Source organism: Streptomyces sp. NPDC006997, assembly GCF_040635175.1.
Lineage (GTDB): Bacteria > Actinomycetota > Actinomycetes > Streptomycetales > Streptomycetaceae > Streptomyces.
Genome location: NZ_JBEYHH010000007.1, coordinates 50072 through 72725 on the forward strand (window position 1 = coordinate 50072; position 22654 = coordinate 72725).

A 22654-nucleotide genomic window follows, 5' to 3' on the forward strand; every position below is an offset into this window, starting at 1 on the left:
TCTTCGTTAGCTTCGGAGCGCGAGCAAGCTGCTCCGCTGTCCAGTCCTGCGTTGTCATAACGGCAGGGCTGGATTTTCTTGTGCCCACACAAGCTTGAATAGGCTCAACCTTGCTGGCTTGCCGCTGCTCGTGTAGTGCTGGCGTACTCAGTTTCTTGGGTGTCATGAATGTTTCTCTGCATTTAATTATATATCAATCACCCGCAAACTCCGACAGTCCAACTTCCCCACCTCGCTTCCAGCTCAGTTTGGCGTAATAGAAGTACGGCCGGAGGAAATCACTCCCCCGACCAAGCACCTACCACCGAGTGGAGCAGAAAGATGGCAATCGTCAGCCAGAAGGTCTCAGACCTCAGCGGTAAGCAGGGGAACGACAAGCAGTTCGCCGCAGTCGTCGTCCGGCAGCACCCGGACATCGACTCGCCGAAGGCACTGGACGTCCTCGTCTCCGAACTGGGCGCGTTCAAGGACATCAGCGAAGATCTGGTGATCCTCGAAATCACGACGCCCGACGGCAAGAAGCGCGACGCGTACGTTCCCCTGGAGGAGTTCAACAAGGCCGCCGACAACATGCCCCAGGTTCTGAAGGACGCACGCGGCACCCGTGGCCGTGTTCCCGGAACCAAGGTCGGCAACGGAAACGGCAGCTAACCCACCAGCTCCGCATCTGCCGAGCGCTCCCCGGCAATGCGGAAACCCCGTCCTGGTGGCCCTTCGGGGTCATCGGGGCGGGGCCTTTCACCTTGGGATCTACCTCTGGGGTGTCCGACCGTCACCCCAGACCCAGTCCCACGGTCGAGAAAGCTAGTGGTTCCGTGATTACCGGCATCTTGTTCCCCTGCGACGAAGAGCAGCCCATCAAGCGGGTTGAGGTCGACGCGGAGAACGTGGAAGTCATCCAAGGCATCGTGGGCGGATCGTTCGAGGCGTACAACCTCGACAGCCCGCCGGCTTCGTTCCTTGCGAACGACGAAGCGATGCTTTGGTCGCTCCCGTTCAACATGCGCGCCACTGTCCTGCTGTGGCAACACTCCAAGGGACTCCGCGGCCAGGCGTATGTCAGTGGGGATGCAATTCTCGTAGGTAGCGCGGATGGACGCGGCCGTACTAAGTCGGTTCCGCCGCAGTTGATTGAACTGCTCCTGGAAACCGAGACGTACGGCGTTGAGTTCCTGCACCGTCCTGACAGCCCGTGGTCGCGTAAAGCAATCACCTTCACCGACTGGTTGGAGGCGTACAACTACGCGATCATCCACGAGGAAACGTACGCCACCGTGAGGGATGCTCGGGTCATCCGTGCCGAGTGACGACCGGTGTGGGCACCCCGTTCCAGCGATCCTTGGTGGTCGCTGGAGCGGGGCTTATTTATTTTCTGCCCTACCCCTTGAGAAGTGTTGTAAATTCTACGGTTTGCTAAATGATCAAGATATGTCATAAATAGTACGGCTCTTCAGTCAAAAAGGAATGTTTCAGAGGGTGGCTCCGCCGTCAGGCGTGAGCCGCCCTTTTTCGTTCCTCGTTCATTCACAACCTAGTAATCAGGAAGGTGGTGTAAGCCATCATGCGCAAAAAGCGCACACGTATGCCGGTGATGCTCGCTCTCGCGGGTTTGCTGGCGTCGTTCGTCACGTTCGTCTCTTCGGGGACGGCGGTGGCGGCTGAGTCCATTCCGACACTCCAGTGGCCGGCGGTCAAGACCAGCCGGTACACCTGGGACACGGTCACCAGCCCTTCGGGGGTGACGACCGCGTGCACCGACGACAACGGCACGTTCAAGAACCTGAAGACGTACAACTCTTCGGGGCAGGTCGTTCGCGACCTGGACGCCAGCCAGTCGGTCGACGGCGTCACGAACTGCATCTACTTCCCGGTCGTTGACAAGAACGGCGACCTCTACGGGAAGCCGTACGGCAAGAACGCCAACGGCAGTTGGGTGTTCAACACCAATGTGGTGGCCTACAACGGCAACGCCGTGAAGTGGAAGTACGAGACGGGCTGCACCTCGCAGGCCGGTTCGCCGGTTGTTGGCGCTGATGGCAACATCTACGCCTTCAGCAACATGAACGGCAACCGCCTGATCGGGCTCACACCCGACGTGGCACCGCCCACAACGCAGCCGAAGAAGGTGCTGGACATCCCGGTCACCGGCTACGGCCTGTGTAGTGCCGAGCTGTTCACCACCAAGGACGGCGTCGGCTACATCAACGAGGGGCGAGCCTACCTCTACTCCTACGGCGGAAAGCCGCTGAGCAACACGCCCAGTGGAACGTACGTCGACAGGAGGGAGGGGGTCAGCGCCAACGGTCGTGCGTTCTACGACATCACGACAGGATCAGGTGACACGGCCAGCTTCAAGCTCGTGGCCTACAACCTGAACCTGAACAAGGTCGACTGGACGGCACCGGAATCGCTCTTCGGGTACAACCCGTGGCTCGTCGACGCCTACTCGACGCCGGACGGTGGGGCTCTCCTTAGGGTGAACCGCAAGAGGGTCGTTGCTGGAGCGCCGACATCCGAAAGGATCACGTCGCTCATCAAGCTCAACACCTTCGGCCAGAAACTCTGGGAGAAGGACCTTCCCAACCAGGACGCGAGCGGCAACCCGTACAACGGGGCCTATGTCGCCGTGGACACGACTGGCAAGATCGCAGTCGTGCGCCCGATGACGTTGCCGACCAACGACACCTACAACCGCACCATGTCCGCCATATCCATCGGCGTTTTCGATGGAAACGGGAACGTCGTGTATGACCAGATCATGCGCGGCAATCTCGACAAGGCGAGCGGCGGCGTCAACGGGTACACCATCGGGGGTCAGGGGTACGTCGAACCGACCATCGGTCCCGACACGCTCTACTTCCTCGCCTCCTGCAACGGCACGTGCGCAACCTACATGGAAACCAAGCTCTACCCCATCAAGGTGACGGGCCTCGGCCTGGACTACCCGCGTGGGGCGGTGCTCGAAAGGACGCAGCGTCCAGCCGCGTCCTACATCGCACTGGGCGACTCGTTCTCGTCCGGGGAAGGTGTGGAGCCCTTCGAGGCTGGCACCGCAATCCCGAACCTGAACACCTGCCACCGGAGTGACTACGCCTACGCGCGTCTGATCTCCGGTTCAAGCGCCAAGATTCCGTCGCTGGGAAGCAACGGATTCCGGGCGTGCTCTGGTGCCGTGACGGACAACGTCACGGACGCGGCGCAGTGGAACGAAGGTACACAGCTCGACCTGTGGCCGGACACCACCACGCAGCTCGTCACCATGACGATCGGCGGAAACGACATCAAGTTCGGTGACCTCGGCATGGCGTGCGTGACTGCCAGTTGCGCCATCGGGAGCAGCGCGTACAACGCGTCGCTCAACGAGATCAACAACACCCTGCCGGGGAAGCTGAAGGCGACGTACGAGAGGGTCCTCAAGTACACGCCGAACGCCAAGGTCTACGTGCTGGGCTACCCGCACGTGATCGCCAACAAGACGGCATCGGACGCCTTCGACAGCCGGTGCTTCTACATGTACGACAACGGCAACACGACCAACAAGTGGGCCGACGTACAGGGTGCCCGCGACATCGTGACCAAGCTGAACGGCAAGATCAAGGACCAGGTGGACGTCGTTCGCGCCATGAACGCCGACTACAACCAGCGTCTCAAGTACGTCCCGCTCGACGGGCCGGACTCGCCGTTCATCGGGCACGAGGTGTGCGGCACTGCAAGTTCGTCCTGGTTCCAGAACGTCGACCAGGCGGGCAACAACACGGCGTATGTCTTCCACCCCAACAAGGCGGGGTACGAGGGATACGCCACGGTCGCAGGTGCCGCGATCAACGCCGGATAATCGGTAAGAACTGAAGAGCCACGCCCTCAGTCCCTGAGCTGCCATCCACGCAGCACGGGACTGGGGGCTTCTTCAATTAGATATTGTTTATGCATTCGCTAATTGTTATGATGGAGATAAATGGCTAGAACTAATTCACCCAAAACTACGAGCAATGCGGCATCGACCGTAAATAAGAAAACTTCATCAACGGCTACCTTGCGCCGTAACTCCAGTAACGAATCACAGAACTCGAAATGGATGCTGGTTCCATCAGTTATTCTGACCTTGTTCGGCATAGCTATGTTTGTCAGCTCGACATCCGGTGCGCTCAGCTTCACCTTCATTGAGCCACTTGTCGCAATCCTGCTCGCCACTCTCGGCTTAGCGCTTGCCTGGAAGGTAGCCAAACGCGAAGTAGCCCGAAGGTACGTGCAAGTCATTGCGTGGATCTTCGCTGTCGTGGTTGCGCTGGCCACCATTTATTGGTTCGGAGGCGCTGGCGACAACACATGTACGGGCCTAATGGGCGTGCAGACTAGCTGCATGAGCGTAAACCGTCTGATGATCACGATATGGCTGCTTAATCCTTTTTCCCTCATACTTTGGGGGGCACTTGCTATCGCTGGACTGGCCGGTCTTTCGGTTAAGCCAAGGAAGTCATAGGCGCCATAAGAAGACACGCCGCCCTCGGGCGGTGTTTTTTCAGTCAACCACACACCTTCTCGTCCGCTGGTTCTCAGGAAAACCCCACCCCTCCTTGGCATACTAAGTCGTAAGAGCAACCACCCAGGTTGCTCGCAGATGACGAGAAGAAGGTATCCACCACAAGACCGCACTGGCCTTGTTTTAAAACTGCCTTCGTCGTAGTCGTCGAGTCTTCGTGTAACTAGAGAAAGGAGGGATGCCTATGGCACAAACCCCCACCATCAAGCGCCGAGGTCCACCCGACCAAAGCGGGCTCGTCTGGTTCGAGCTGCATTTCCCGCACGACCTGAAGCCCGTCGAGGTAGTCAAGGCGCTGCAACCGCTGGCGTACCGGCCCTTGGTCGGCTGGTTCAAGGACACGCCGGCCGTCGCCTTTGAACTCCGCGCGCTTCCCGGCAGTGTCCGCTACTGGTTCGGCGTCGACCCACGGTTCAGCAGCGAGCTACCTGGACAACTGCAAGCACAACTGCCCGGCCTCGCGGTCGCATCTGTCGACCACCCGCCACGACCGACGCCACAGGTAGCAGCGACGGTTCATGTGCAGCCACCTACCCAGCCGCTGCGGCCTGAGATGACCGGCAGCATCACGGCGGGGGTGGCCGAGGTCGTGAACACGCTCACCAAGGGCGAAGCGTTCGCGGTGCAATGGGTCGTCGGCCCCGCCCAGTCACGACACCGACGACCAGAAGCGTTCAGTGTGACGAAGGCGCTCGGCCTGGTGGCGGTCGCCAAGGAAACAACAGAAGACAAGCGGCTCTGGAAGCACAAAGCATCCGAGCCGCTTTTTCATGTCCGGGGGCGGATCGGTGCGCGCTCGCCGGTAGCTGGTCGGGCTGAAGCCATCGTGCGGACGGTAGGCGAAGCACTCCAGCTTGTCAGCAGCCCCTACGCAGAACTAAGCGTGAGTCGTCCATCCAGGCGCAACGTGCAGCAGCTCGACCACGCGACCGGTTCCCGGTGGTCAGGCACTCTCAACGCTGCCGAACTCGCCGCTGTCCTGGGGTGGCCGGTAGAAGGCGCCGACGTACCAGGCGCCTCGCGCGGCAAAGAACATCCGGCACCGCGGTCGCTGCTGCGATCCGTAGAAGCACATGACCATCCCGACGAGCGAGTGCTCGGCGCCGGCCTGTATCCAGGTCAGCGCGACCAACTGGTGACGCTGCCGACGGAAAGCGCACTGCATCATCTGCACGTCGTCGGGCCGACAGGAAGCGGCAAGTCGACGCTGCTGGACCAGCTCGTCCATGCCGACGTCATGGCCGGGAGAAGTGTGTTTGTCCTCGAACCACGCGGCGACCTCGTGGAAGCGATCCTGGCCGGCGTACCCACGGAGCGTCGTGAAGACGTCGTCGTCATCGAGCCCGGGACCGCTGAGAAGGTCGTCGGCTTCAACCCACTGGCTGGAAGCACCGAGGATGCCGAGCAGCGCGCCGACCATCTCCTACACGTATTCCGCGAACTCTTCGGCACGAGCCTGGGACCGCGAAGCACTGACGTGCTGCTGCACGCCCTGGTGGCGCTTGCTCGCAGCGACCAAAGCACCCTCGCTGATCTGCCTGTCCTCCTGACCAATGCCGCCTTCCGGCGTCGGGTGCTCACTCAGGTCAACGACCCACTTGTGCTCGCCCCGTTCTTCTCCTGGTACGACGGGCTGTCGGAAGCAGAACGCCAGCAGGTCATCAGCCCGGTGCTGAACAAGACCCGGGCGTTCTTGAGTCGGACGCCCATCCGAAGACTGCTCGGTCAAGCGTCGCCGTCGTTCCGCCTGGACGAGCTGTTCCAACGTCCGCGGATCGTGCTAGTGAACCTGAACCCCGGTGTCACCGGCGCGGAGACGTCCCAGGTGATCGGTGCCCTGCTGCTGATGCAGCTCTGGCAAGCCATGCAGGAACGCGCCTTGATGCCCTCGACCTATCGCCAGCCGGCGATGGTGGTTGTTGACGAGGTGCAAAAATTTCTGCGGCTGCCGGTAGACCTCGGCGACATGTTCGCCCAGGCGCGCGGGCTTGGGATCGGTCTCACCGTCGCACACCAGCACATGGCGCAGCTCCCGCCCAAGATGCGGGCCGGTATCACTGCCAACGCCCGGAACCGCGTGGCGTTTCGTCCCAGCACTGACGACGCTGCCGCACTAGCGGCCGTCCTCGGCGGCGGCGGCCTGGATGGATCGGATCTGCTGAACCTTGGTGCCTACGAGGCGTACGCCGAAGTCCTCGTGAACAAGCAGCCCAGCGAACCGTTCCGCATCCGTACCCGTCAGCCGGACATGAAGCAGCTCAGTGATCCCGCCGACCTGAAGCGCAGCAGCCGCGAACGCTTCGGTGTCGACGGCCAGGCGCTCGACGCTGCCCTAGAGCGACGTTGGCATGGTGACGACACCACGCCAGCAGGACCCATCGGGCAGATGCCACGGAGGCAGTCATGACAGCTTCGCTTCGTGGTTCGCTCCGCCCTTCGCATCGTGTTGGTTGCCGACGACGGGTTCTCTCTGTTACGAGGTCGAAGTGCCTAGCGAATATCTCTCATATGGAGATCCCCATATGGTGAGACCTCGTCTGATTCCTGCCGCGCGGGCGGAGCAGGTTCGTCGTGAGCTCAGTTCCCGCGAACTTGCCGTTCTACAGGTTCTCCAGCGCATCCGTCTGGCGAGTCTGCGGCAGCTCCAACGGCTTGCCGTAGTTGATGGCCTTCCCCGGGTGCGAACGCGTCGCGCCCAGCTCCTTATGACCAAGCTGACAAGGATCGGCGTGGTAACTCGGTTCTCTCGAAGGATCGGCGGCGTACGTGCTGGTTCCTCGGGCTACATCTACGGCCTGAGCGAACTTGGATACGCCGTTCTCGCTGCGGACGGCTCTGGAGCCAGCACCAGGCGACGTCAGGTGTGGGAGGCGAAACCGTACTTTCAAGACCACATGCTCGCCGTGACTGAGTTGTACGTCCAACTGGTCGAGCAGCACCGGCTTGGTCGGGGCGATCTACTGGCGTACGACGCCGAGCCGGCCTCCTGGCGTCACTTCACTGGAAGCGGCGGCGAGTTGGTTCAGGTCAAGCCGGACGCCTTCGTGGCGATAGGTCGAGCGGCCATCGAGCACAGCAGCTTCGTCGAGGTCGACCTGTCCACCGAGACGCTGCCGACGATCCAGAAGAAGTCACAGCGGTACGTCGACTACTGGCGCAGTGGTGTCGAGCAGCAGTGGCACGGCGTCTTCCCGAAGGTCGTCTGGCTCGTAGAAACCGAGCATCGACGGGAACGCATCGCGGGCGTGATTGGCAAGCTCGCCCTCGACGCCCAGGCGCTCTTTGATGTCGGCCTCCTCGATGACGGTCCGCAGCTGCTACGTGGCACTGACCAAGGAGTCGCCGCATGATGACGAAACCACAATGTCGAAGTCCACCAGCTACATTAACAAATCGCACGTTTTAGGCTTAACTAGTTATAGAGGGGAGGAACATTCCTATGGATGAAGTAATCAAACGAACACCCCCAGGAGGTGAAAAGAACGTACTGCTGACCGTCCGCGAAGCGTACACGCAACTGCGGATCAGCAAGTCGAAGCTCTACGACTTGATCCACAAGAAGCAGATAGAAGTGATCAAGGTTGGTCGCCGTACATTGATACCGCTGCGCTCTATCGAGGCGTTTGTCTTGAAGGGCTGGCAGGAGTCACTCGCCTGATGGCTCGGCGTAGAGCAAACGGCGAGGGCACAATCTACCAACGTAAGGACGGCCGTTGGGAGGCGGCCGTCTATGTGCTCACGTCTAGCGGTGAACGAAAGCGAAAGCGCGTCTACGGCACTACCCGCGCCGAGGTCAGTAGGAAGCTGACAGAAGCTAAAGCGAAGATGGACCAAGGTATACCGACAGCAGATAAAAATTGGCTTCTTGGCAAGTACCTGGACTATTGGCTAGAGAACGTCATCAAGCCGAGCAGGAAACCTACGACGTACGACCTGTACGAAGGAAACGTTCGGCTCTACCTCAAACCCGGCCTGGGGCATGTTTTTCTCAACAAGCTGACGGTGCCGATGTTGCAGCAGTACCTGAACCAACATCTAGCAGCAGGACACTCTGTTCGCAAGGTGCAGACACTGCGCGAGATAGTCAGCTCTGCCCTCACGCAGGCCATGCGCGAGGAGTTAATAGCGCGGAACGTTGCCCAATTGGTGAGCGTCAAGGAGACCTACGGCTCAGACGAGGAAGTTTGGCCGTGGTCGCCGCACGAGACAAGACGCTTTCTTGAAGTTGCCCAGAGTCACAAATGGTTCCCGGCCTTCCTCATCTCAGCCACCTACGGCGCGCGACGCGGCGAGGTTCTGGGACTTCGTAAACAAGACGTGGACCTCGTTAAGAAGCGAATCTACGTGCGACAGCAGGTGTTTAGGGCTGGAGGGAAGGTCCAGATTGGCTCAGTTAAAACGAAAGCAGGCCAACGATCCCTGCCCTTGCTTGAGGTCGTAGCTGACGCATTACAGGAACATCGCACACAACGAAGCCTCCAGACAGACCACGATCTGTTCTTCACTTCCTCGACAGGTAACCTGGTTGAGCCTCAAAACTACACACGGGCCTTCCTGAATATCTGCGATAAGTTCGGCCTCAGACGGATTAGACTGCACGATCTTCGGCATGGTATCGCCACTCTCCTAAAAGACCTCGGCGTGCCAGACAAAGACATACAGCTAATCCTCGGCCATAGCAGCGTGGCGGTCACTCAGAAGATTTACCAACACACTCGTATGGAATCGCGACAGGAAGCGCTTGATCTAGCATCAAAAGCCATCTTTCCAACAAGGGATGTTGAAGGCAGCTCTCCTCAAGAAGACCGTGACGGTTGCCGTCAAGTTAGCCGTCAAACACCTACCACAGCATCTCTGGTCGCCCAGTTCAACTCCTCGTTCGAAGACAAAAACAAACCGGCAACGGGGGTGCCTGTTGCCGGTTGGCTCGATGATTTCTTTGGTGACCTCACGGGGAATCGAACCCCGATTGCCAGGATGAAAACTCGAAACACAGTGACGCCAGCGGACGTGCGTGAACGCGTAACGGAAGTGGACGGCTCCTTGAAGGACCGTCGTCGCCGGTGGGTGCTCGGTGTCGTTGCCGTCAGCGCTGCCGTCAAAAACACCGGGGGTGAGGATGTCGAGCTTGCTGCGTAGATCGAGCCCGCCAACCCACCGCCGGCCACGGCCACTTGACCCGTGCGACCTAGCTGCGCAGAACGCACGAGCTGTGCGGTAATGGCCTCCGTGGATCAGAACTCACTGCGGAAGCTCGTGGAGGGCCAGCTCCTACGGCTTGAAGGCAACGCCTTCCAGGACTGCATGGATCGGCTCGGCCTGGAGCTGTACCCCGGCGACTACCAACCTGTGCGGGCGGCCGGGCCGAAGGGCGACACCAAGAACGATGGCTACTGCCCGAAGGCTCGCGTGTTCTTCGCGGCGCACGCTACGCGTGGCGAGCGGATCGACAAGACTAAGGCGAAGATCCGCGGTGACCTGGAGGGCTGCCTCCAGGAGCACCGTGACGTGCGGGTGTGGCGCTTCCTCACGAACGACACCTTGCCAGGCGAGGTCGACCAGCTCATCGACAACGAGCTTCGCCCGTTATACCCCGGCGTCACCATCGAGGTCTGGGGACTGAAGACACTGGCCGATGAGATCAGCAAGCTGAAGAAGGTGCAGGTCGACAGGATCATCGACGTCATCACGGTGGACGAGCCAGAGTTTGAAGTCGTGGTTCTCGACCACATGAAGACGGGGCGTGACCTATGGCAAATCCTCTCAGGCTGTCTCGGATGGTTGCCACACGAAGAGCCAGACGACTGCACCGACGACGAGCAGGACCTCATTGACAGCGCGATCCAAAGCTTCCAGGACTGGAGCGACATCTCGTCAGACATCGAGTTCTCTCGCTCCTTGGTACGGGACGCGCAGCGAAGCATCACCGCCATCCTGGAGGAGCTTGCAGAGAGGAAGTTCGCCCTCTTCGCCGCGACTGCGGACGACTATCCTCTTACTGGCGGACCAACACCCTTCCTGGGGACCGTCGCCATATTCAGGATCACCCGCGTGTCCGAAGAACAGTCGAACCCTACCGACGACTGAACGCGATCGTCCTGCGCGGGCTGAGGTTCTACTCTCGACCCACAGCTATGAAGTGTTCGTGCTTCGCAAGAGCTACCTGTCGCCAGTATTGCCAGCGCCTGACAACGTAGGCCCTTCGATCCTCGCTCATGAGGTCTGTACGAGAAAGTACCGTAGAAGGGTCAGCGATGATCTCAGCCAGATCCATCATGTTCGAGCCGGTCGTGAAGGTGGGTGGCAACGAGTCGAGACGCCACTTATCGACCTCACGCGTAAGGGTGGCGTAGTCGCCAGCCTCTCGTTGCGCAGTCAGCTGGTCGTAAGTGAAGTAGTACTCACGATCCCGAGGCATGTGGTCGCGCTTCTGCCGCATATAGGCGGGGTTGTCGTGAATTGAAGTGGCTGCACGGAACTCTGAGTCGCGCCCGTAGACGAGAACGAACTGAGCCTCTATGGGGCGGTAAGCGTAATCAGGGGCATACGTCTTCGCAAAAATGAGCTGATTCTCGGGCGAAGAAAACCAAACCTTCCACTCGGTTAGTTGGTCGACCGCCTGAGTTAGCTCGGCTGTCGGAGTCCTTGTCCCCTTGTTGAACCAGACCTTCTGAGGACTCTCGATCTCGATACAGATCGGCCGGATTGCTCCGGTGTCCAATCGGACCCACATGAAGTCTGGGACACGCGTTGGGCCAAGACCTTTCAGTGGGGGCTGACGAATTACAGCGAAGAATGACGGTCCATGGTGACCCCCAGGTCCGATGTTGTCCGTTGCTCCGGGGAGGAAGCAAGGATGAAGTTCCAGGAACTCTTGCATCTCCCGCTCGCCGGGAGAGGAAGCCAAGAGGCTCTGCCACTGCGGTACCAATGAAGCGCGGTACGTCTCCCAAGGGGTTGCTTGAGGCCGTTCTGGACTCGTGTCGGTCTCTGCATGACGGAAGGTGTCCACCGAAGCAGTATGGATGGAGATGGGCGACCAAGTGTGAAAACCCCATCTACGAGGGGTTGGCGGGCTGCACGGCGGACGCGTGATCATCAACCCGCAGGCGTCCGTAGAGGCCGTCGTCCTACGTGACGCCGGCCAGCGGTCCAAGAACGTTCCCATCAACGGCTACCGCGGGCGGGCAGACTGCGTCGAGCTGAACCGCTCGTCGAGTGCCGTGAAGAACTCCCGCAACATGCCTGGCGCTCCGTCGTCCATGAGCTCGTGGCCTCCGAATCTGAAGACCTCGTAGCCTCGCAGCCGCAGGGCTCGGTCCTCGGCCATCATCTCGCTGTAGAGCTGGGGTGATGGGCTTCTACCGTCGTCAGGACCTACCGAGTAGTGCTGGACACCATCCACTTCCAAGACGATGCGCACCCCACCTGGCAGCATGAGTAGGAAGTCCATGCGTTCACGGTTGAGACGGTCCGGCTTGTTGAGCGCTCGACGCTGCTTACGAGTCAGCGGGTCGTAGTGCAGGTAGACCTGTGGCAAGAGGACCGGCACCTTGCCGCCATCCTCGCCCTCGTACCGCTCACAGTACGTACGGAACAGCAGTTGCTCTGGTGGACTGCCGAGTGAAGCCCACAACCTCCGGTACAGGTCTTGACCCACTTCACGATCAGACGTCAAGTCAAGGCACTGCTCTTGTTGCCACCAGGCCACCAGCTCACCCCACGTCAGACCGGCTGTGGTGAGGGGGCGGTTGTAGACGAGGCAAGTGTCTGCGTTCGACACCACCTCGATTGTGTTGCTGATGGCATCACGAAAAATGATCTCAGGTTTATAGCTTGAAGACGCGAAGATGATGTTCTTCATCTCGCCATCCACACCACGAAAGCCCATGGAGTCGGACGCTGTATCTTCTAGCTCTTCTAGCCTGGCAAGTACGGGAGTGAATAGCTCGTTGATGTAGCCGCGACGCATTGCCCACGAGCCACCGTGAGTCATGCCTTGAGCACTCCAGTACCCGTGCCATCCCTCGAAGTCATTGAACGGCGGATCAAAGGGAACGCCAAGCCTACGCAGCACTGCTTTTAGGGTGCGGATCGCAAGGGCACTCTCTTCGTCATTGAGCTTGGCATCGACTTGACTGGTGCCGTAGGTGGTGAGTTCCGCTTTAACCAACTTGGCGAGAGCGTATCCAGCCTCCAAGTCCGTGTGATCCCCCAGCGTTCCCTGACGAAGTTGCGTCGCGAGTTTCGAGTCGAACTCGTCGCGCATGGTCCAGTTATCATCAGGTATCTGAATGAAGAAATCACTAGGTCGCATGTACAGATACTACAGTGACGCATTGTTACGAGTCAATACACAGTGTAAGTGGGCTGCTATAATGAAGCTGTGAAGCTGTCTGCCGAAATTCTTCAAAGCCTGGTTTCCTTCCCCTGTCCTGACTGCGGTTACGAGGTAGAGATCCAGCTACTAGATGCACGGGTGCAGGCATACCACTACTGTCCATGCTGCCGAGTTCGTATCCATTTGGTAGATGCCGACGGCTCGCTGTTCGGAGCGCTCGAAGAAGTAGACCTGGCGATGGATCAACTCACTAAAGCTTTGAAAGGACTCTTCTGATGCGCTACGAACGCGACCTCCAGGTTAAACTGCAAGAAAAATACCGTCGCATTTTTAAGGCGGACGCCAGTTCATTTCGTCACGAGGTTGCGTACCTGCGAGACTTTATCCAACGATCTCCCGCACTTAAAGCCATCGCAGATCGGATTGCGGGTGATCTCCCGGAGGTGGATGCTGACGATTGGATCAACTCCAAGTTCTCCTTCCATGAATACTCTTGGCCTGACACAGAATCTGGACGCGTCAAGGTTGCGTGGCGGCTCATCAATCGGTGGGCCGAGGGCGAAGACCCTATGACACAATCGGACGCGTTCTCGTACGAAACGAACTTCAACGCAATCTTGCGTGATTTGACTGAGAAGGTCATTGAACCGTTCGTTGAGTACCTGCAAGGGCAAATCGGTTCAGCGAGCGAAGTTCTGTACATGCTCGAACGCTTCACTCGACGACTTGAAGCATTCGATCAGGCAGAGCTGCACGAGAAGTACGAGCCGGACACCAAGCGCGGCGAGGCACTCTATGACCGCTACCTTCGCCGCTTCTTGTTCGATCAAGGCATTGACTACCCCTTCTCCCAACCAAAGTCAGCCTCTGGAGAAGCAGATGTTGTAAGTGGCCTTGAAGGCGATGACCCTCTTGTCTGCGAAGTGAAGCTCTACGACCCTGATAAGAGCTACGGGGTCCCGTACGTTGCCAAAGGATTCCAGCAGGCAGTTAGCTACGCCCACGACTACGGAAAAAACGTCGCCTACCTCGTTATCTTCAACCTGGCCGATCAAGGCCTACAGCTGCCCACAGATGAAGAGGCCAAGCCGTGGCCTCCCAGGCTTCACGCTGAAGGGGTGACGGTGTACATGGTGGTGGTGCAGGCCAAGCCGCGCCCTTCAGCGAGCAAGCGAGGCAAGGCAAGGCCGCGCGTTGTCCGGCGCGATGAGCTCGTGCTCCAAGGGGACGTGTAGAACACGTCGACCAACCGCAGCCGGCCACGGGATGTAGGAGGCCACAGCCACCCGCCCGACTGTGGTGCGCGAGTTCCCGCAACCATCCCCACCCGCAGCCGACGGGGAGGCTGGATCGTCGGAGGCTACCTATGCACATGGTGGCGCTTGAGCGGGCTCAACCACCAGGGCACCGCGGGCGCCCGTCAACCAGGCCCTTCAATCTGAGGCCGGCGCCGAAGTTTGGTCTGGCAGATCAAGTGCCAGACCGCCGGACTTGACCCACGAGGCGCACATCGTCATGAAGGGACTACTCGTCCAGCACCAAGTCCTCGCCGTGCTGGTGCCGCAGTTGCGTAAGGATCAGGCTGCCGACGCCGAGCACACCGAACGCATAGCGCTTGGCGTCCGCGCGCTTCTGGATGTTGTGGCGGTCAACGTTCCCGAGTGCCTGAGTGAAGCCCATCCCGATCCCGCGCCAGCCCTCCCACTCCCCAGCTTCCTTCCCAAGTCGGAACTGACCATCGTTCGCAAGGATCTTAGCGAACAATCCCTTACCAACGAGCGTGCGTCCATCCCGGTCCTTCGGGTCACCGCACCACTGACGAACGCGGTCCTCGACGAAGATTGCCGTTTGACTCGCGACAGCCTGCCAGTTCTCGTTCTGCACATGGGTCTGGACATGCGCCCACAGGTCAGGGTCAAAGGCGGTTTCGTCTGCCGCGTCGTCACTCGTACCCGCCTGTTCCAGTTCGAAGACTGCGGCATCGATGATGCCCAGAGCGCGACTTACTCCACTAAGGAACGCCTGATCCCACGCACTATCAGGTGTTGAATCAGTAAAGGCCATCAAGCTGTAGTCGTTCTTGATGAACGCCTGTGTCAAGTGATGGTCTACGCCAAGGGACCGCGTAAGGACGGATTGCAGTCGTCCCTTCCACGAAGAGAACCTGTCATCCGCCTGGAGACGCAGCCCCTCTTGCTGGGCCTCGTCCTTCAGTTGCTTCAGGCTCTGGATTGCTTGCCGCGTCTGCATTGCCGGATCATACCAAGATGGCCACCAGGCCAACACTGATCACTGCTGCAACGAGAAAGTCTTCAAGCAAGCGACGGCTCTCGGGTGGTTGGGCATACACGCGCCGCACGGCGACCGTGCTGGCTTGTCGGCGCGTCCGCGCCGGGGGACCCCAGATTAGTTGTGGCAGTAGTGGTTTCCTCGTTCTTCGAGCCATAGCTGAATCCTCGTTTATCTCTGCTTCTATTATCCTCCTTTGACCTCTGTTGATCAATGTTTTCCACCTCTGTTACTGCCGTGCTATCGACAACGCTTCAAAGGCGCATCGGATCTGCGGTCGGCGCTACTGTTTCAGCGGACGCGTGAAGCCTTCCTATTCCCTCTCTACTCTGGCTGCCCCCCAGGCAGCTTGCCCTGTAAAGGCTCCACTCGTCGAGCCACTGACATGCTTAGCAACGAGACGGAGTTGTACGACTCCTATAACGCTCAACTCGATGTGCTCAGACTTTGTGACGGTTGCCCTCCAGGTTTCATCAACCTTTTTGTCATCAAGGTATACCTCGAAGTCCATGACGGCATCAGAGCGAGAGTCACTGTCGGGGCCAACATCGGCAATAAAGGTAGCCCACTCCCCGTCAAGGGCGTACACGACATAGACACTACTAAATGTGCTACTCGGTCCGATATCTTTCCAAATAGACGAGGGATACGAACTGCCTGCGATTTTCGCTGTCCCGTCGTAGACCTTTCGATCAATAGGTCGCATATCACTCAGATACTCCACCCGGGAGCCGGGGGTCTCAGGATTAGCTGACTCATCAGGCGAAGAAGGCTCCTCCTGTGAGGGCTCCGCTTGGCTACTGGATGGTTCGCTGGGAGACGGGGTTGAATAGGGCTTCGTAGGAGGAGGGGTCGTCTCTGGGCTTGGCGTAGATAAAGCAGGTGGTTTTGCCTTATCGCTGCTCGGTGAGCCGTCATCAGATTGCATATTCTGCATGAAGCCCACGATGCCAAGGAGTAACGTAACGGCAATCCCTACTGGGACCCACTTCCACCCTGGATACTTCCAGCCATTACCGGCATTGCTTGACACGAGAAAAGCCCCCGTTCGAGTGCCTGAGCAGTCAAGAGGGGCACATAGTAGTGGACCCCGCATCGCTGCGGGGTCAGCTTTGGTGAAGTGGTCAGTGCCTCCCTAGTCGCGAGTGGCGACAGCAGCCGCCATGAAGGCGATGAGGCTTGTAGCGAGGGGCGCCGCTGCGTAGTACCAGGGTGAGATCTCCACCCCCACGTAGTTGGCGATCACTGCCAAGAGGAGCTGGCCGACGCCGATGCCGAAACATGCGAGCCCCACACTCATACGAGCAGCACGACGATTGTTCACAACGTTCTCCTTCAACAAGGAACACCTAAACCGCGGTGCGGCGGACTCAACCCATTGCAGGCGAACGGTGTGAAGGTGAAGGCAATTCACCCTACCTAATTTAAACATTTCTTGATCATTTTGTCAATAATTCTTATCGATATTAGAGGCGTATGAGTTCGGGAATAAGCTCGCAGAAAAGATGCACCCGCAGCATATCTTGGCGTTCCTCGGGTAGCTGCCGGAAGATGCGCGCCAGCTCGCGCTTACGCACCTCGTGCCTGACGACGAACACCACGTACGGGAAGTAGTCGTCCGTATTGGCCTCGACGGCCTGCCAGTATCCGGCAACCTTCTCCCGGATGCGGGCTGGTTGTTCGGTGCTCAGGTCGACCTCAAGGAAGTACGCGCTCTGTCGTCTCTGCTGTGGGAATTCGAGTGCCACGTATAGATCAGCGCGGACGCTTGGCGGCACTCGTCGTTCCACCTCCCACGCCTTAACTGCGAGGACGCCCGCGCTTTCTGCACGTCGCAGTTCCAGGTATGTGTCAGCCATCATGAGGGCGTGGTTGTTCACGTTGGGAGAGAGGCGGCCTTCGACGTCCAGAAGTAACCGCCCGGCACGGCCAAGCTGGTACACGAACGCCCCAGCCCCGCCTTTACTGCCAGTCGCCCGACGCCCGACCCGAGATAGGTAGCCGAGCCGCACCAACCGCCCAAGCACTTTGTCAGGAACCGAATGCGACCTATCTGCGAACAGCAGCTCCGTAAGGTGTGTCGAAGCAAGCTGGGAAAAGGTCTGGGTGAGCTTGAGTACGTCATAGTCGCGTTGGGTCAGTTCCAACGTCCGTCCTCCGTCCGGATAGGTCCCGGCGTTCTACCTGGTCAGGCTGGCTACAGGTACAGGGGTAGACCTACGGTCGGCCTACCCCTGGCCTACCGGGCTCGCCTACGCCGGGTACTTCCTCATGAAGGCTTCTACGCCATCGATGAGACGACGCACCTGATCTCGGTCGTAGTCGGCGTAGTTGCCATGCGCCGCCTTGTTCCGCAGGTCCATCCAGGCGGTGACTTCCTTCTGCTGCAACCCGTCGTACACACCCGCCTTTTTGAGGTCGGCGTTCATGGTGTCGGCCTTCTTTGGCCTGCCTGCCACTGCCGTCGTCACGTTGTTTTTCACGCACAGAGCGCGCACGTGGACTTCGAGGGACGTTCCCGTGATGACGGCCGCGGCGTCCTTGTATCCCTTGGCAAGCAGCGCCTCCGCCATCTCCAGGTAGTCGCGATAGGTATCGGCGTGCACCAGCTCGACGACCGATTCAACCCATCCGGCAACCAGGTCATCCCGAAGACCAATAGCGACGATACGTACTTCTCGAAGCCGGTGAGGCTGAACCTTGCGGCGTGCAGTATCTAGCTGTTTCATGTACGCGGAGGTCGGCCGCGACGCACGCTCAATCGCGGCCTCCAACCGGTTGCTAAGCACCACCGCGTCCTCTGCATCTTCAAGAAGATGTCGAGTTTGATTCCGTGTATAGTTTTCCGACGCTTTGATCAGGAAGTTGAGCTGATCGACAACCTTGTCGACGTTGGTCATTTGGGGCCCCTTCGTTCTTCGCTACGCGGGGTACTTGAGCATGAAGTCCCGCACGCCGCTTACCAACGCTCGAACTTCATTGGCATCGTACTTCTCGTAGTTGCCGTGAGCGGCTTGGTTTCGCAGATCCATCCACGCCGTCACCTGCTTCTCCTGAAGCGTCGCGTAGACACCAGCTTTCTTGAGATCAGCGTTCATGACAGTAGCCTTCTTCGGCGTTCCGTCAGCTAGCTCTGTGTCGACGCCGTTCTTCCCGCACAGCCCACGCACGTGGACCTCAAGGGCCGTCCCTGCAATGACCGCTGCGGCATCCTTGAACCCGGATCGGAGCAAGGTCTCCGACATCTCCAAGTAATCGCTGTGAGTGTCAGCGTGGACCATCTCAACAACAGACTCGGTCCAACCGGCTTTGAGATCCTCACAAAGTCCGAGCGCGATGCTATAGATTGCTCGAATCCTATTTGTCGTCCGCTTGTCGTCGCGATGGATGTCAAGTTGACGCACGTAGCTGCTGCCAGGGACGGCCAAACGATCGATTGCCGACTCAAGCCGACTGGCAAGGAACTTGGCCCGGTCTGATGACAGTACTCCCTCCGTCCCCGTGCGAAGCATGTCCTGATACTCGCCGATCAGGAGGTCGAGCTGCTCCACCATCTTCGCCGTATCCAGCAACGTAGGTTCTCCAAGCTCAAGTTGATCTCAACAGAACGGACTAGGATATGACCTGACTGCGTCCCCGTACCAGGGAGTTAGCGAGGTCCACCGAACCGCCGTCGCCTGGTAGAAGCGGCCGGGGCCGGCGGCCCGCCGCGGTGCTGCCTGATCTCCGCCTCCACCTCCGCGACCGGCCGCCCGTAGTTCTGTCGAGAAAGCTGCCGTACCTCGTCCGCAAGGCCGGTCGGCTCAACGGGTGGCAGCGTGACCCCGGTGACTGGCGTACTGACTCCCTCGCTCGTCGCCAGCCGCATGATGACTTCAAAGCGACGGAGGTTCACGAAGTCGTCGTCTGTCACGCTGCGGCCGAACTGCCGAGCGAAGTCTCGGGCTTCATCTGCGGAGGTCTGGAAGACCACCGTCGAGCGCGCGTTGTTCTGTGTCGCCCCTTGCAGCTCCCGGCTGAGCTGCCCGAGGAACTGATGCGCCACCGTCATAGCGAGGCCGCGACTGCGCGCCTGGGCGAACATGTCGGCGGGAGCGAACGGCAAGTTGATGAAGTCCTGGAACTCATCGAGGTACAGCATGGTGGGCCGGTCCGGACTCGTCGCTCCGGCCTGTACGGCACTCCACACCGAGTTGAGTAGCAGCGACCCGAGCAGCCCGGCTGTGTCCTTACCCTCGGTGGCCCGTGAGAGGTTGACGAGCAGGATCTTCCCCGAGCGCAGGATGTCATCCAGGTTCACGGTGCTGCGGGACTGCCCGATGATGTTCCGCAGCGACCGCCGCGAGGTCAGTTGCCAGATCCGATCCATGACCGGCTGGAAGTGCGCCGCCCTGCTGCGTTCATCTATTCCTGCCCACCACGTCGCCAGCTCCTCGATATGCCCGACACCTTCCACCAGGCGCCGGGCGAAGTCGGCCTCATGAGCCTTCGGGACGGCGAGCGGCCCAATGTCCGCGAACGTCATCGGCTCGGTGAACCCAGCAGACATCATGAGGGTGAGGATCAGGTGGTAGAAGCCCTGCCGTACGCGCACCCCTCGGGCGTCCTGGGGATACAAGTGGTCGAAGAGCCTTTGGATGTCGGCAGCCACCACGAAGGGCGACCCCTGCAAGATGTTGAAACCCACCGGGTAATCGGTGTCGCTCACGTCCAGAAGGACGACGTCATGAAGGCGATGTTCCGGCACACGAGCCAGCGCTTCCTTGAACAGATCACCCTTGCTCTCGATGAGCACCACGCCACGACCGGCGTTCATATCCTTGGCGATCAAGTTACTGAGTAGTACGGTTTTCCCGCTCCCGGTCGGTCCCACAACTTGCAAATGCTGAGCCGACTCGATCACCCCGAGGGCAACCGGTCGTTCATTGCCCGGGAAGTTGCTCCGCGCGATTACCCGCCCCGTCCGCGACACGGCACCGGTCGGTGCAAGCTGTCGTGTCCGTCCTTGTGGAAGCCCAGCAACATGGGGCGAGCCGATCGGCCACGCAAGCAGGGCCACCAACTCGGAGCCAGCGAGCTGCATAGGAAAGAGTGTCGGCACCGTCCGCTGCTCAACCCGTGAAACGACGCGACCACTCGTCGTCAGCCGTTGCTTGAGTCGGTTACTGCTACTTCCCACACTGGCGAGGCTGGCTCGTACTCGCGACATGAGCTGGTCGCTGCGCTGCTTGGTTGGAGCATTCACTGCCACGCGCAGAACGCCGAGAAAGTTCGGTTCCGAGAGCTTCGCGCGCACGTCGTTGATGCGGTCGCGGTCGGGAGTGGAGGCGAAGCGTCGGCCCGGCACTACCAGCTCGCCCGCTATCTGTGGTGGACGCTGCCGAAGTGCCGGTGACACCACCCACTGAAGCAGTAGCGCTTCACCCCGGCCGAGCCCCTGCAACGTAGCGAGCAGGCTTGCCGAGATAGCTCCAGCGTTCACAATGCCGAGGCTGCGTCGTGGGTTCGTCTGCCCTAGCTCGACCGCGGCGGTCCATTGGTTGGGCGCATCATCCGCGCCCGCCGGCGTGGCGGTAGAACCCGGCACCAACGTCCGCAGCTGACCCGTCAGGAAGTCGGCCGTATCTTCCGGCACCACCAGGCGGTAGGAGATCCCGCGCTCATCCGCCTCCACCTCGAACACGAGGGACGACACTCCCAACAGGCGCCGGGTACCAGTGGTGAGCGTCCCGGACACAGCCATTAGCCACGTGGCCACTTGGTCGGCATCGAGGTCTGAGGGAAAGTTCAAGCGGTAGACGCAGGGGTCCACGGTCACCACCTCGTCATCCGGTGGTAGATGAAGCCCAGCACCAGCAGCACCGCCAGGCCGCTGACGACGAATGGCAGCAGCGGCTCAACTGCCAGCCACAGCACGCGAACCGTGAACGCAGCCAGCAGAAGCAGTAACAGGAAGTTCCGAGCCTTTGCCACGGGGTCACCTCTCTGGTAGATGCGGCCGATCACGCCTTGTGGCCGGCGGGGATCGAAAAGAAGATCATCTAGGCGTAAAATGGAACCTAGGAATGAAGAGGGATTTAAAGGACATCTGGGAGCGCGAGAGACGGCAGGTTCGTCAGCTTCGGGATGGACTCGGCAAGCCTGTCGACCGTCAGATCGTGGAGGCGGTGACCATCCTGCGAGTGCTGGGATTTACGACGACGGGTTCATGCGGCGGCCATGCCGACCGCTTGCTCGCTCCGTACGTCGGCTTCCGCTCTGCCACCAATGCCGAGGACCGGCAGTACATCGAGCAGGCACCCGACCAAGCCGCTCGTCGACGTCGGAAGAACCAGACGATCCGACACAACGCCGCGGAGCTCGGCCGGCTGGTGCCCTTGCTGGGGCGCTTCTACGACGGCAGCGCCGTTCCCTACAAGCAGCGGCTCATCTGCCAGGGCTTCGGGGTGATCGGGTATCGACTCACTACCCAGGACGCCGACCTGGTGACGGTGGTGTCCAAGGATGAGCGACGAGAGCTGGTGAAGCGCCAGCGCCGCGAGTTCGACGCCTTCACGAAGTTTCTGGAGGCTGAGTTCTTCGCCGCGTTGGACGACGCACCATCCCGAGCGGCCTGAGCCGCCGCTCGGGATGGCTTGAGTGCCTACTCGTCTTCGTCGTCCTCTACGACGATCCAGCCGTCAGTACCACAGGTGTCACAGTCGATCGGTTCCTCGACACCGGGCGGGGCGACAAGGCCAGAGCCCTCGCAGTCCGGACAGAGCTTGCTTCCCATGTTCATCACCTCCTCTTGGACTCGGTATGAAGCAGTCGACCCACCGAGCGCGGTCGGCTGCGGGTAGAAGGGGCGGATCAGTGGCGCTTGTCGTAGTCGACCTCGTCCAGCACTTCGCGGAAGATGTCGGTGTCTTCGGGACGACTGCGCACGATGGCGTCGATCTCGCGCTTACGCTTCGCCCGCTTGGCTCGATGTGCTGTTGTGCCACTCAGCCGGGACAATGCCCAGATGGCGAGCACGATCAGGATGAAGGCGGTCGCGCCGCTCGCCTGGCCGCCTTCGCTGGCCGCGAGGATCACCGGCTTCGCCTGTCGCGCAGGATGTCGTCCACGATCGAGGAGTTGACCTCGTAGTCGTTGAGCTGACGCTCCACCTGACGACGGCGCTGGTTGTAGCGAATGCGGTCACCGAAGAACCGGTTGACCAACACGCACACCCCGATGAAGAGGCCGAGCAGCACCAGGAGGTAGAAGCCACCAAGTGCCGAACTCTGCCCTTCGGTTATGGCCTGGATCATGTCAGTGCCAACCTTTCTCGTGGTCCCGGACGACTCGGCGCATCTGGCGCATCGTCCGGCGCTTCCGAACCTGCATGACGAGGTGCTGTTCCAGCGGCGACAACCGGCGCTCGTACTTCCGCACACCCCAAGCTGCCTCGATGTAGAGAAGCCCCCAGACGAGCCAGAAGAGGAGAACGAAGCCGACGA

Annotated in this window: 24 protein-coding genes; 12 read left to right on the plus strand and 12 right to left on the minus strand. The window is 59.9% G+C overall.

Annotated elements, in window-relative coordinates; translation table 11 throughout:
- The first annotated feature begins 321 nt into the window (after positions 1-321).
- The 9 genes from ABZ659_RS08985 to ABZ659_RS09025 all read left to right on the plus strand — a co-directional run bounded on the left by ABZ659_RS08985 (position 322) and on the right by ABZ659_RS09025 (position 10627).
- On the plus strand, positions 322-651 hold the full coding sequence (locus ABZ659_RS08985; RefSeq protein WP_360215217.1) for a hypothetical protein: 330 nt from the start codon (positions 322-324) through the stop codon (positions 649-651).
- 164 nt (positions 652-815) lie between these two features.
- Complete coding sequence (locus tag ABZ659_RS08990; protein WP_360215220.1) at positions 816-1307, plus strand: DUF3846 domain-containing protein; 492 nt, start codon at positions 816-818, stop codon at positions 1305-1307.
- A 254-nt stretch (positions 1308-1561) separates the two neighbouring features.
- Entirely contained in the window at positions 1562-3835 is a 2274-nt protein-coding gene (locus ABZ659_RS08995) for an SGNH/GDSL hydrolase family protein (RefSeq protein ID WP_360215223.1), read from the plus strand.
- Positions 3836-3955: 120 nt separating this feature from the next.
- Entirely contained in the window at positions 3956-4480 is a 525-nt protein-coding gene (locus ABZ659_RS09000) for a hypothetical protein (protein WP_360215226.1), read from the plus strand.
- A gap of 244 nt (positions 4481-4724) precedes the next feature.
- A complete protein-coding gene (locus ABZ659_RS09005) occupies positions 4725-6947 on the plus strand; it encodes a type IV secretion system DNA-binding domain-containing protein (RefSeq protein ID WP_360215229.1) in 2223 nt (740 codons plus the stop codon).
- A 115-nt stretch (positions 6948-7062) separates the two neighbouring features.
- A complete protein-coding gene (locus tag ABZ659_RS09010) occupies positions 7063-7890 on the plus strand; it encodes a replication-relaxation family protein (protein WP_360215232.1) in 828 nt (275 codons plus the stop codon).
- Positions 7891-7979: 89 nt separating this feature from the next.
- Complete coding sequence (locus ABZ659_RS09015; RefSeq protein ID WP_360215235.1) at positions 7980-8198, plus strand: helix-turn-helix domain-containing protein; 219 nt, start codon at positions 7980-7982, stop codon at positions 8196-8198.
- Positions 8198-9679, plus strand: a complete 1482-nt coding sequence (locus ABZ659_RS09020) for a site-specific integrase (RefSeq protein WP_360215238.1) — start codon at positions 8198-8200, stop codon at positions 9677-9679. Before ABZ659_RS09015 ends, ABZ659_RS09020 begins: the two co-directional genes overlap by 1 nt.
- Before the next feature lie 90 nt (positions 9680-9769).
- Complete coding sequence (locus ABZ659_RS09025; RefSeq protein ID WP_360215241.1) at positions 9770-10627, plus strand: hypothetical protein; 858 nt, start codon at positions 9770-9772, stop codon at positions 10625-10627.
- Positions 10628-10655: 28 nt separating this feature from the next.
- Here the strand turns inward: ABZ659_RS09025 and ABZ659_RS09030 are convergent, their stop codons facing one another.
- Together ABZ659_RS09030 and ABZ659_RS09035 are read right to left on the minus strand one after the other, a co-directional pair.
- Complete coding sequence (locus tag ABZ659_RS09030) at positions 10656-11708, minus strand: Shedu anti-phage system protein SduA domain-containing protein (RefSeq protein WP_360215244.1); 1053 nt, start codon at positions 11706-11708, stop codon at positions 10656-10658.
- A gap of 6 nt (positions 11709-11714) precedes the next feature.
- Positions 11715-12809, minus strand: coding sequence for a hypothetical protein (locus ABZ659_RS09035; RefSeq protein ID WP_360215247.1), 1095 nt, complete (start codon positions 12807-12809; stop codon positions 11715-11717).
- Between the two features lie 117 nt (positions 12810-12926).
- Here ABZ659_RS09035 and ABZ659_RS09040 point away from each other — a divergent pair, with 117 nt between their 5' ends.
- Positions 12927-13157: a hypothetical protein gene (locus ABZ659_RS09040; RefSeq protein WP_360215250.1), complete on the plus strand. Its 231-nt coding sequence runs from the start codon at positions 12927-12929 to the stop codon at positions 13155-13157.
- Positions 13157-14116 carry a hypothetical protein gene (locus ABZ659_RS09045; RefSeq protein ID WP_360215253.1) on the plus strand — a complete coding sequence of 320 codons (960 nt, stop codon included), beginning with the start codon at positions 13157-13159 and terminating at the stop codon, positions 14114-14116. Before ABZ659_RS09040 ends, ABZ659_RS09045 begins: the two co-directional genes overlap by 1 nt.
- Before the next feature lie 289 nt (positions 14117-14405).
- Here the strand turns inward: ABZ659_RS09045 and ABZ659_RS09050 are convergent, their stop codons facing one another.
- The 7 genes from ABZ659_RS09050 to ABZ659_RS09080 form a co-directional block, all read right to left on the minus strand.
- A complete protein-coding gene (locus tag ABZ659_RS09050; RefSeq protein WP_360215256.1) occupies positions 14406-15131 on the minus strand; it encodes a TIGR02391 family protein in 726 nt (241 codons plus the stop codon).
- Positions 15132-15483: 352 nt separating this feature from the next.
- Complete coding sequence (locus ABZ659_RS09055) at positions 15484-15759, minus strand: NPCBM/NEW2 domain-containing protein (RefSeq protein WP_360215259.1); 276 nt, start codon at positions 15757-15759, stop codon at positions 15484-15486.
- Between the two features lie 877 nt (positions 15760-16636).
- Positions 16637-17317 carry a replication-relaxation family protein gene (locus tag ABZ659_RS09060; RefSeq protein WP_360215262.1) on the minus strand — a complete coding sequence of 227 codons (681 nt, stop codon included), beginning with the start codon at positions 17315-17317 and terminating at the stop codon, positions 16637-16639.
- 105 nt (positions 17318-17422) lie between these two features.
- Complete coding sequence (locus ABZ659_RS09065; RefSeq protein WP_360215265.1) at positions 17423-18070, minus strand: hypothetical protein; 648 nt, start codon at positions 18068-18070, stop codon at positions 17423-17425.
- Positions 18071-18091: 21 nt separating this feature from the next.
- Positions 18092-18724 carry a hypothetical protein gene (locus ABZ659_RS09070; protein WP_360215268.1) on the minus strand — a complete coding sequence of 211 codons (633 nt, stop codon included), beginning with the start codon at positions 18722-18724 and terminating at the stop codon, positions 18092-18094.
- Positions 18725-18819: 95 nt separating this feature from the next.
- Positions 18820-20853 (minus strand): hypothetical protein, encoded by a 2034-nt coding sequence (locus tag ABZ659_RS09075; protein ID WP_360215271.1) that lies wholly within the window; start codon positions 20851-20853, stop codon positions 18820-18822.
- 131 nt (positions 20854-20984) lie between these two features.
- Positions 20985-21143 (minus strand): hypothetical protein, encoded by a 159-nt coding sequence (locus tag ABZ659_RS09080; RefSeq protein WP_360215274.1) that lies wholly within the window; start codon positions 21141-21143, stop codon positions 20985-20987.
- A 92-nt stretch (positions 21144-21235) separates the two neighbouring features.
- On the opposite strand from ABZ659_RS09080, the gene ABZ659_RS09085 reads away from it, so the two are divergent.
- Positions 21236-21787 (plus strand): hypothetical protein, encoded by a 552-nt coding sequence (locus tag ABZ659_RS09085; RefSeq protein WP_360215277.1) that lies wholly within the window; start codon positions 21236-21238, stop codon positions 21785-21787.
- 26 nt (positions 21788-21813) lie between these two features.
- Here ABZ659_RS09085 and ABZ659_RS09090 read toward each other — a convergent pair whose 3' ends face one another.
- The 3 genes from ABZ659_RS09090 to ABZ659_RS09100 all read right to left on the minus strand — a co-directional run bounded on the left by ABZ659_RS09090 (position 21814) and on the right by ABZ659_RS09100 (position 22465).
- Positions 21814-21945: a hypothetical protein gene (locus ABZ659_RS09090; protein ID WP_360215280.1), complete on the minus strand. Its 132-nt coding sequence runs from the start codon at positions 21943-21945 to the stop codon at positions 21814-21816.
- A gap of 77 nt (positions 21946-22022) precedes the next feature.
- A complete protein-coding gene (locus tag ABZ659_RS09095) occupies positions 22023-22247 on the minus strand; it encodes a hypothetical protein (protein WP_360215283.1) in 225 nt (74 codons plus the stop codon).
- Positions 22244-22465 (minus strand): hypothetical protein, encoded by a 222-nt coding sequence (locus ABZ659_RS09100; protein ID WP_360215286.1) that lies wholly within the window; start codon positions 22463-22465, stop codon positions 22244-22246. The genes ABZ659_RS09095 and ABZ659_RS09100 overlap by 4 nt, the downstream gene beginning before the upstream one ends.
- Positions 22466-22654: the final 189 nt, after the last annotated feature.

What these genes read in the sequence shown, in the direction of transcription:
- ABZ659_RS09065 (WP_360215265.1), bottom strand. Translation starts at nt 18,070, where the DNA reads ATGACCAACGTCGACAAGGTTGTCGATCAGCTCAACTTCCTGATCAAA.
- ABZ659_RS09030 (WP_360215244.1), bottom strand. Translation starts at nt 11,708, where the DNA reads ATGGGAACGTTCTTGGACCGCTGGCCGGCGTCACGTAGGACGACGGCC.
- ABZ659_RS09035 (WP_360215247.1), bottom strand. Translation starts at nt 12,809, where the DNA reads ATGCGCGACGAGTTCGACTCGAAACTCGCGACGCAACTTCGTCAGGGA.
- ABZ659_RS09015 (WP_360215235.1), top strand. Translation starts at nt 7,980, where the DNA reads ATGGATGAAGTAATCAAACGAACACCCCCAGGAGGTGAAAAGAACGTA.
- ABZ659_RS09045 (WP_360215253.1), top strand. Translation starts at nt 13,157, where the DNA reads ATGCGCTACGAACGCGACCTCCAGGTTAAACTGCAAGAAAAATACCGT.
- ABZ659_RS09020 (WP_360215238.1), top strand. Translation starts at nt 8,198, where the DNA reads ATGGCTCGGCGTAGAGCAAACGGCGAGGGCACAATCTACCAACGTAAG.
- ABZ659_RS09100 (WP_360215286.1), bottom strand. Translation starts at nt 22,465, where the DNA reads ATGATCCAGGCCATAACCGAAGGGCAGAGTTCGGCACTTGGTGGCTTC.
- ABZ659_RS08985 (WP_360215217.1), top strand. Translation starts at nt 322, where the DNA reads ATGGCAATCGTCAGCCAGAAGGTCTCAGACCTCAGCGGTAAGCAGGGG.
- ABZ659_RS09010 (WP_360215232.1), top strand. Translation starts at nt 7,063, where the DNA reads ATGGTGAGACCTCGTCTGATTCCTGCCGCGCGGGCGGAGCAGGTTCGT.
- ABZ659_RS09050 (WP_360215256.1), bottom strand. Translation starts at nt 15,131, where the DNA reads ATGCAGACGCGGCAAGCAATCCAGAGCCTGAAGCAACTGAAGGACGAG.
- ABZ659_RS09000 (WP_360215226.1), top strand. Translation starts at nt 3,956, where the DNA reads ATGGCTAGAACTAATTCACCCAAAACTACGAGCAATGCGGCATCGACC.
- ABZ659_RS09005 (WP_360215229.1), top strand. Translation starts at nt 4,725, where the DNA reads ATGGCACAAACCCCCACCATCAAGCGCCGAGGTCCACCCGACCAAAGC.
- ABZ659_RS09085 (WP_360215277.1), top strand. Translation starts at nt 21,236, where the DNA reads ATGAAGAGGGATTTAAAGGACATCTGGGAGCGCGAGAGACGGCAGGTT.
- ABZ659_RS09070 (WP_360215268.1), bottom strand. Translation starts at nt 18,724, where the DNA reads ATGGTGGAGCAGCTCGACCTCCTGATCGGCGAGTATCAGGACATGCTT.
- ABZ659_RS09090 (WP_360215280.1), bottom strand. Translation starts at nt 21,945, where the DNA reads ATGGGAAGCAAGCTCTGTCCGGACTGCGAGGGCTCTGGCCTTGTCGCC.
- ABZ659_RS08995 (WP_360215223.1), top strand. Translation starts at nt 1,562, where the DNA reads ATGCGCAAAAAGCGCACACGTATGCCGGTGATGCTCGCTCTCGCGGGT.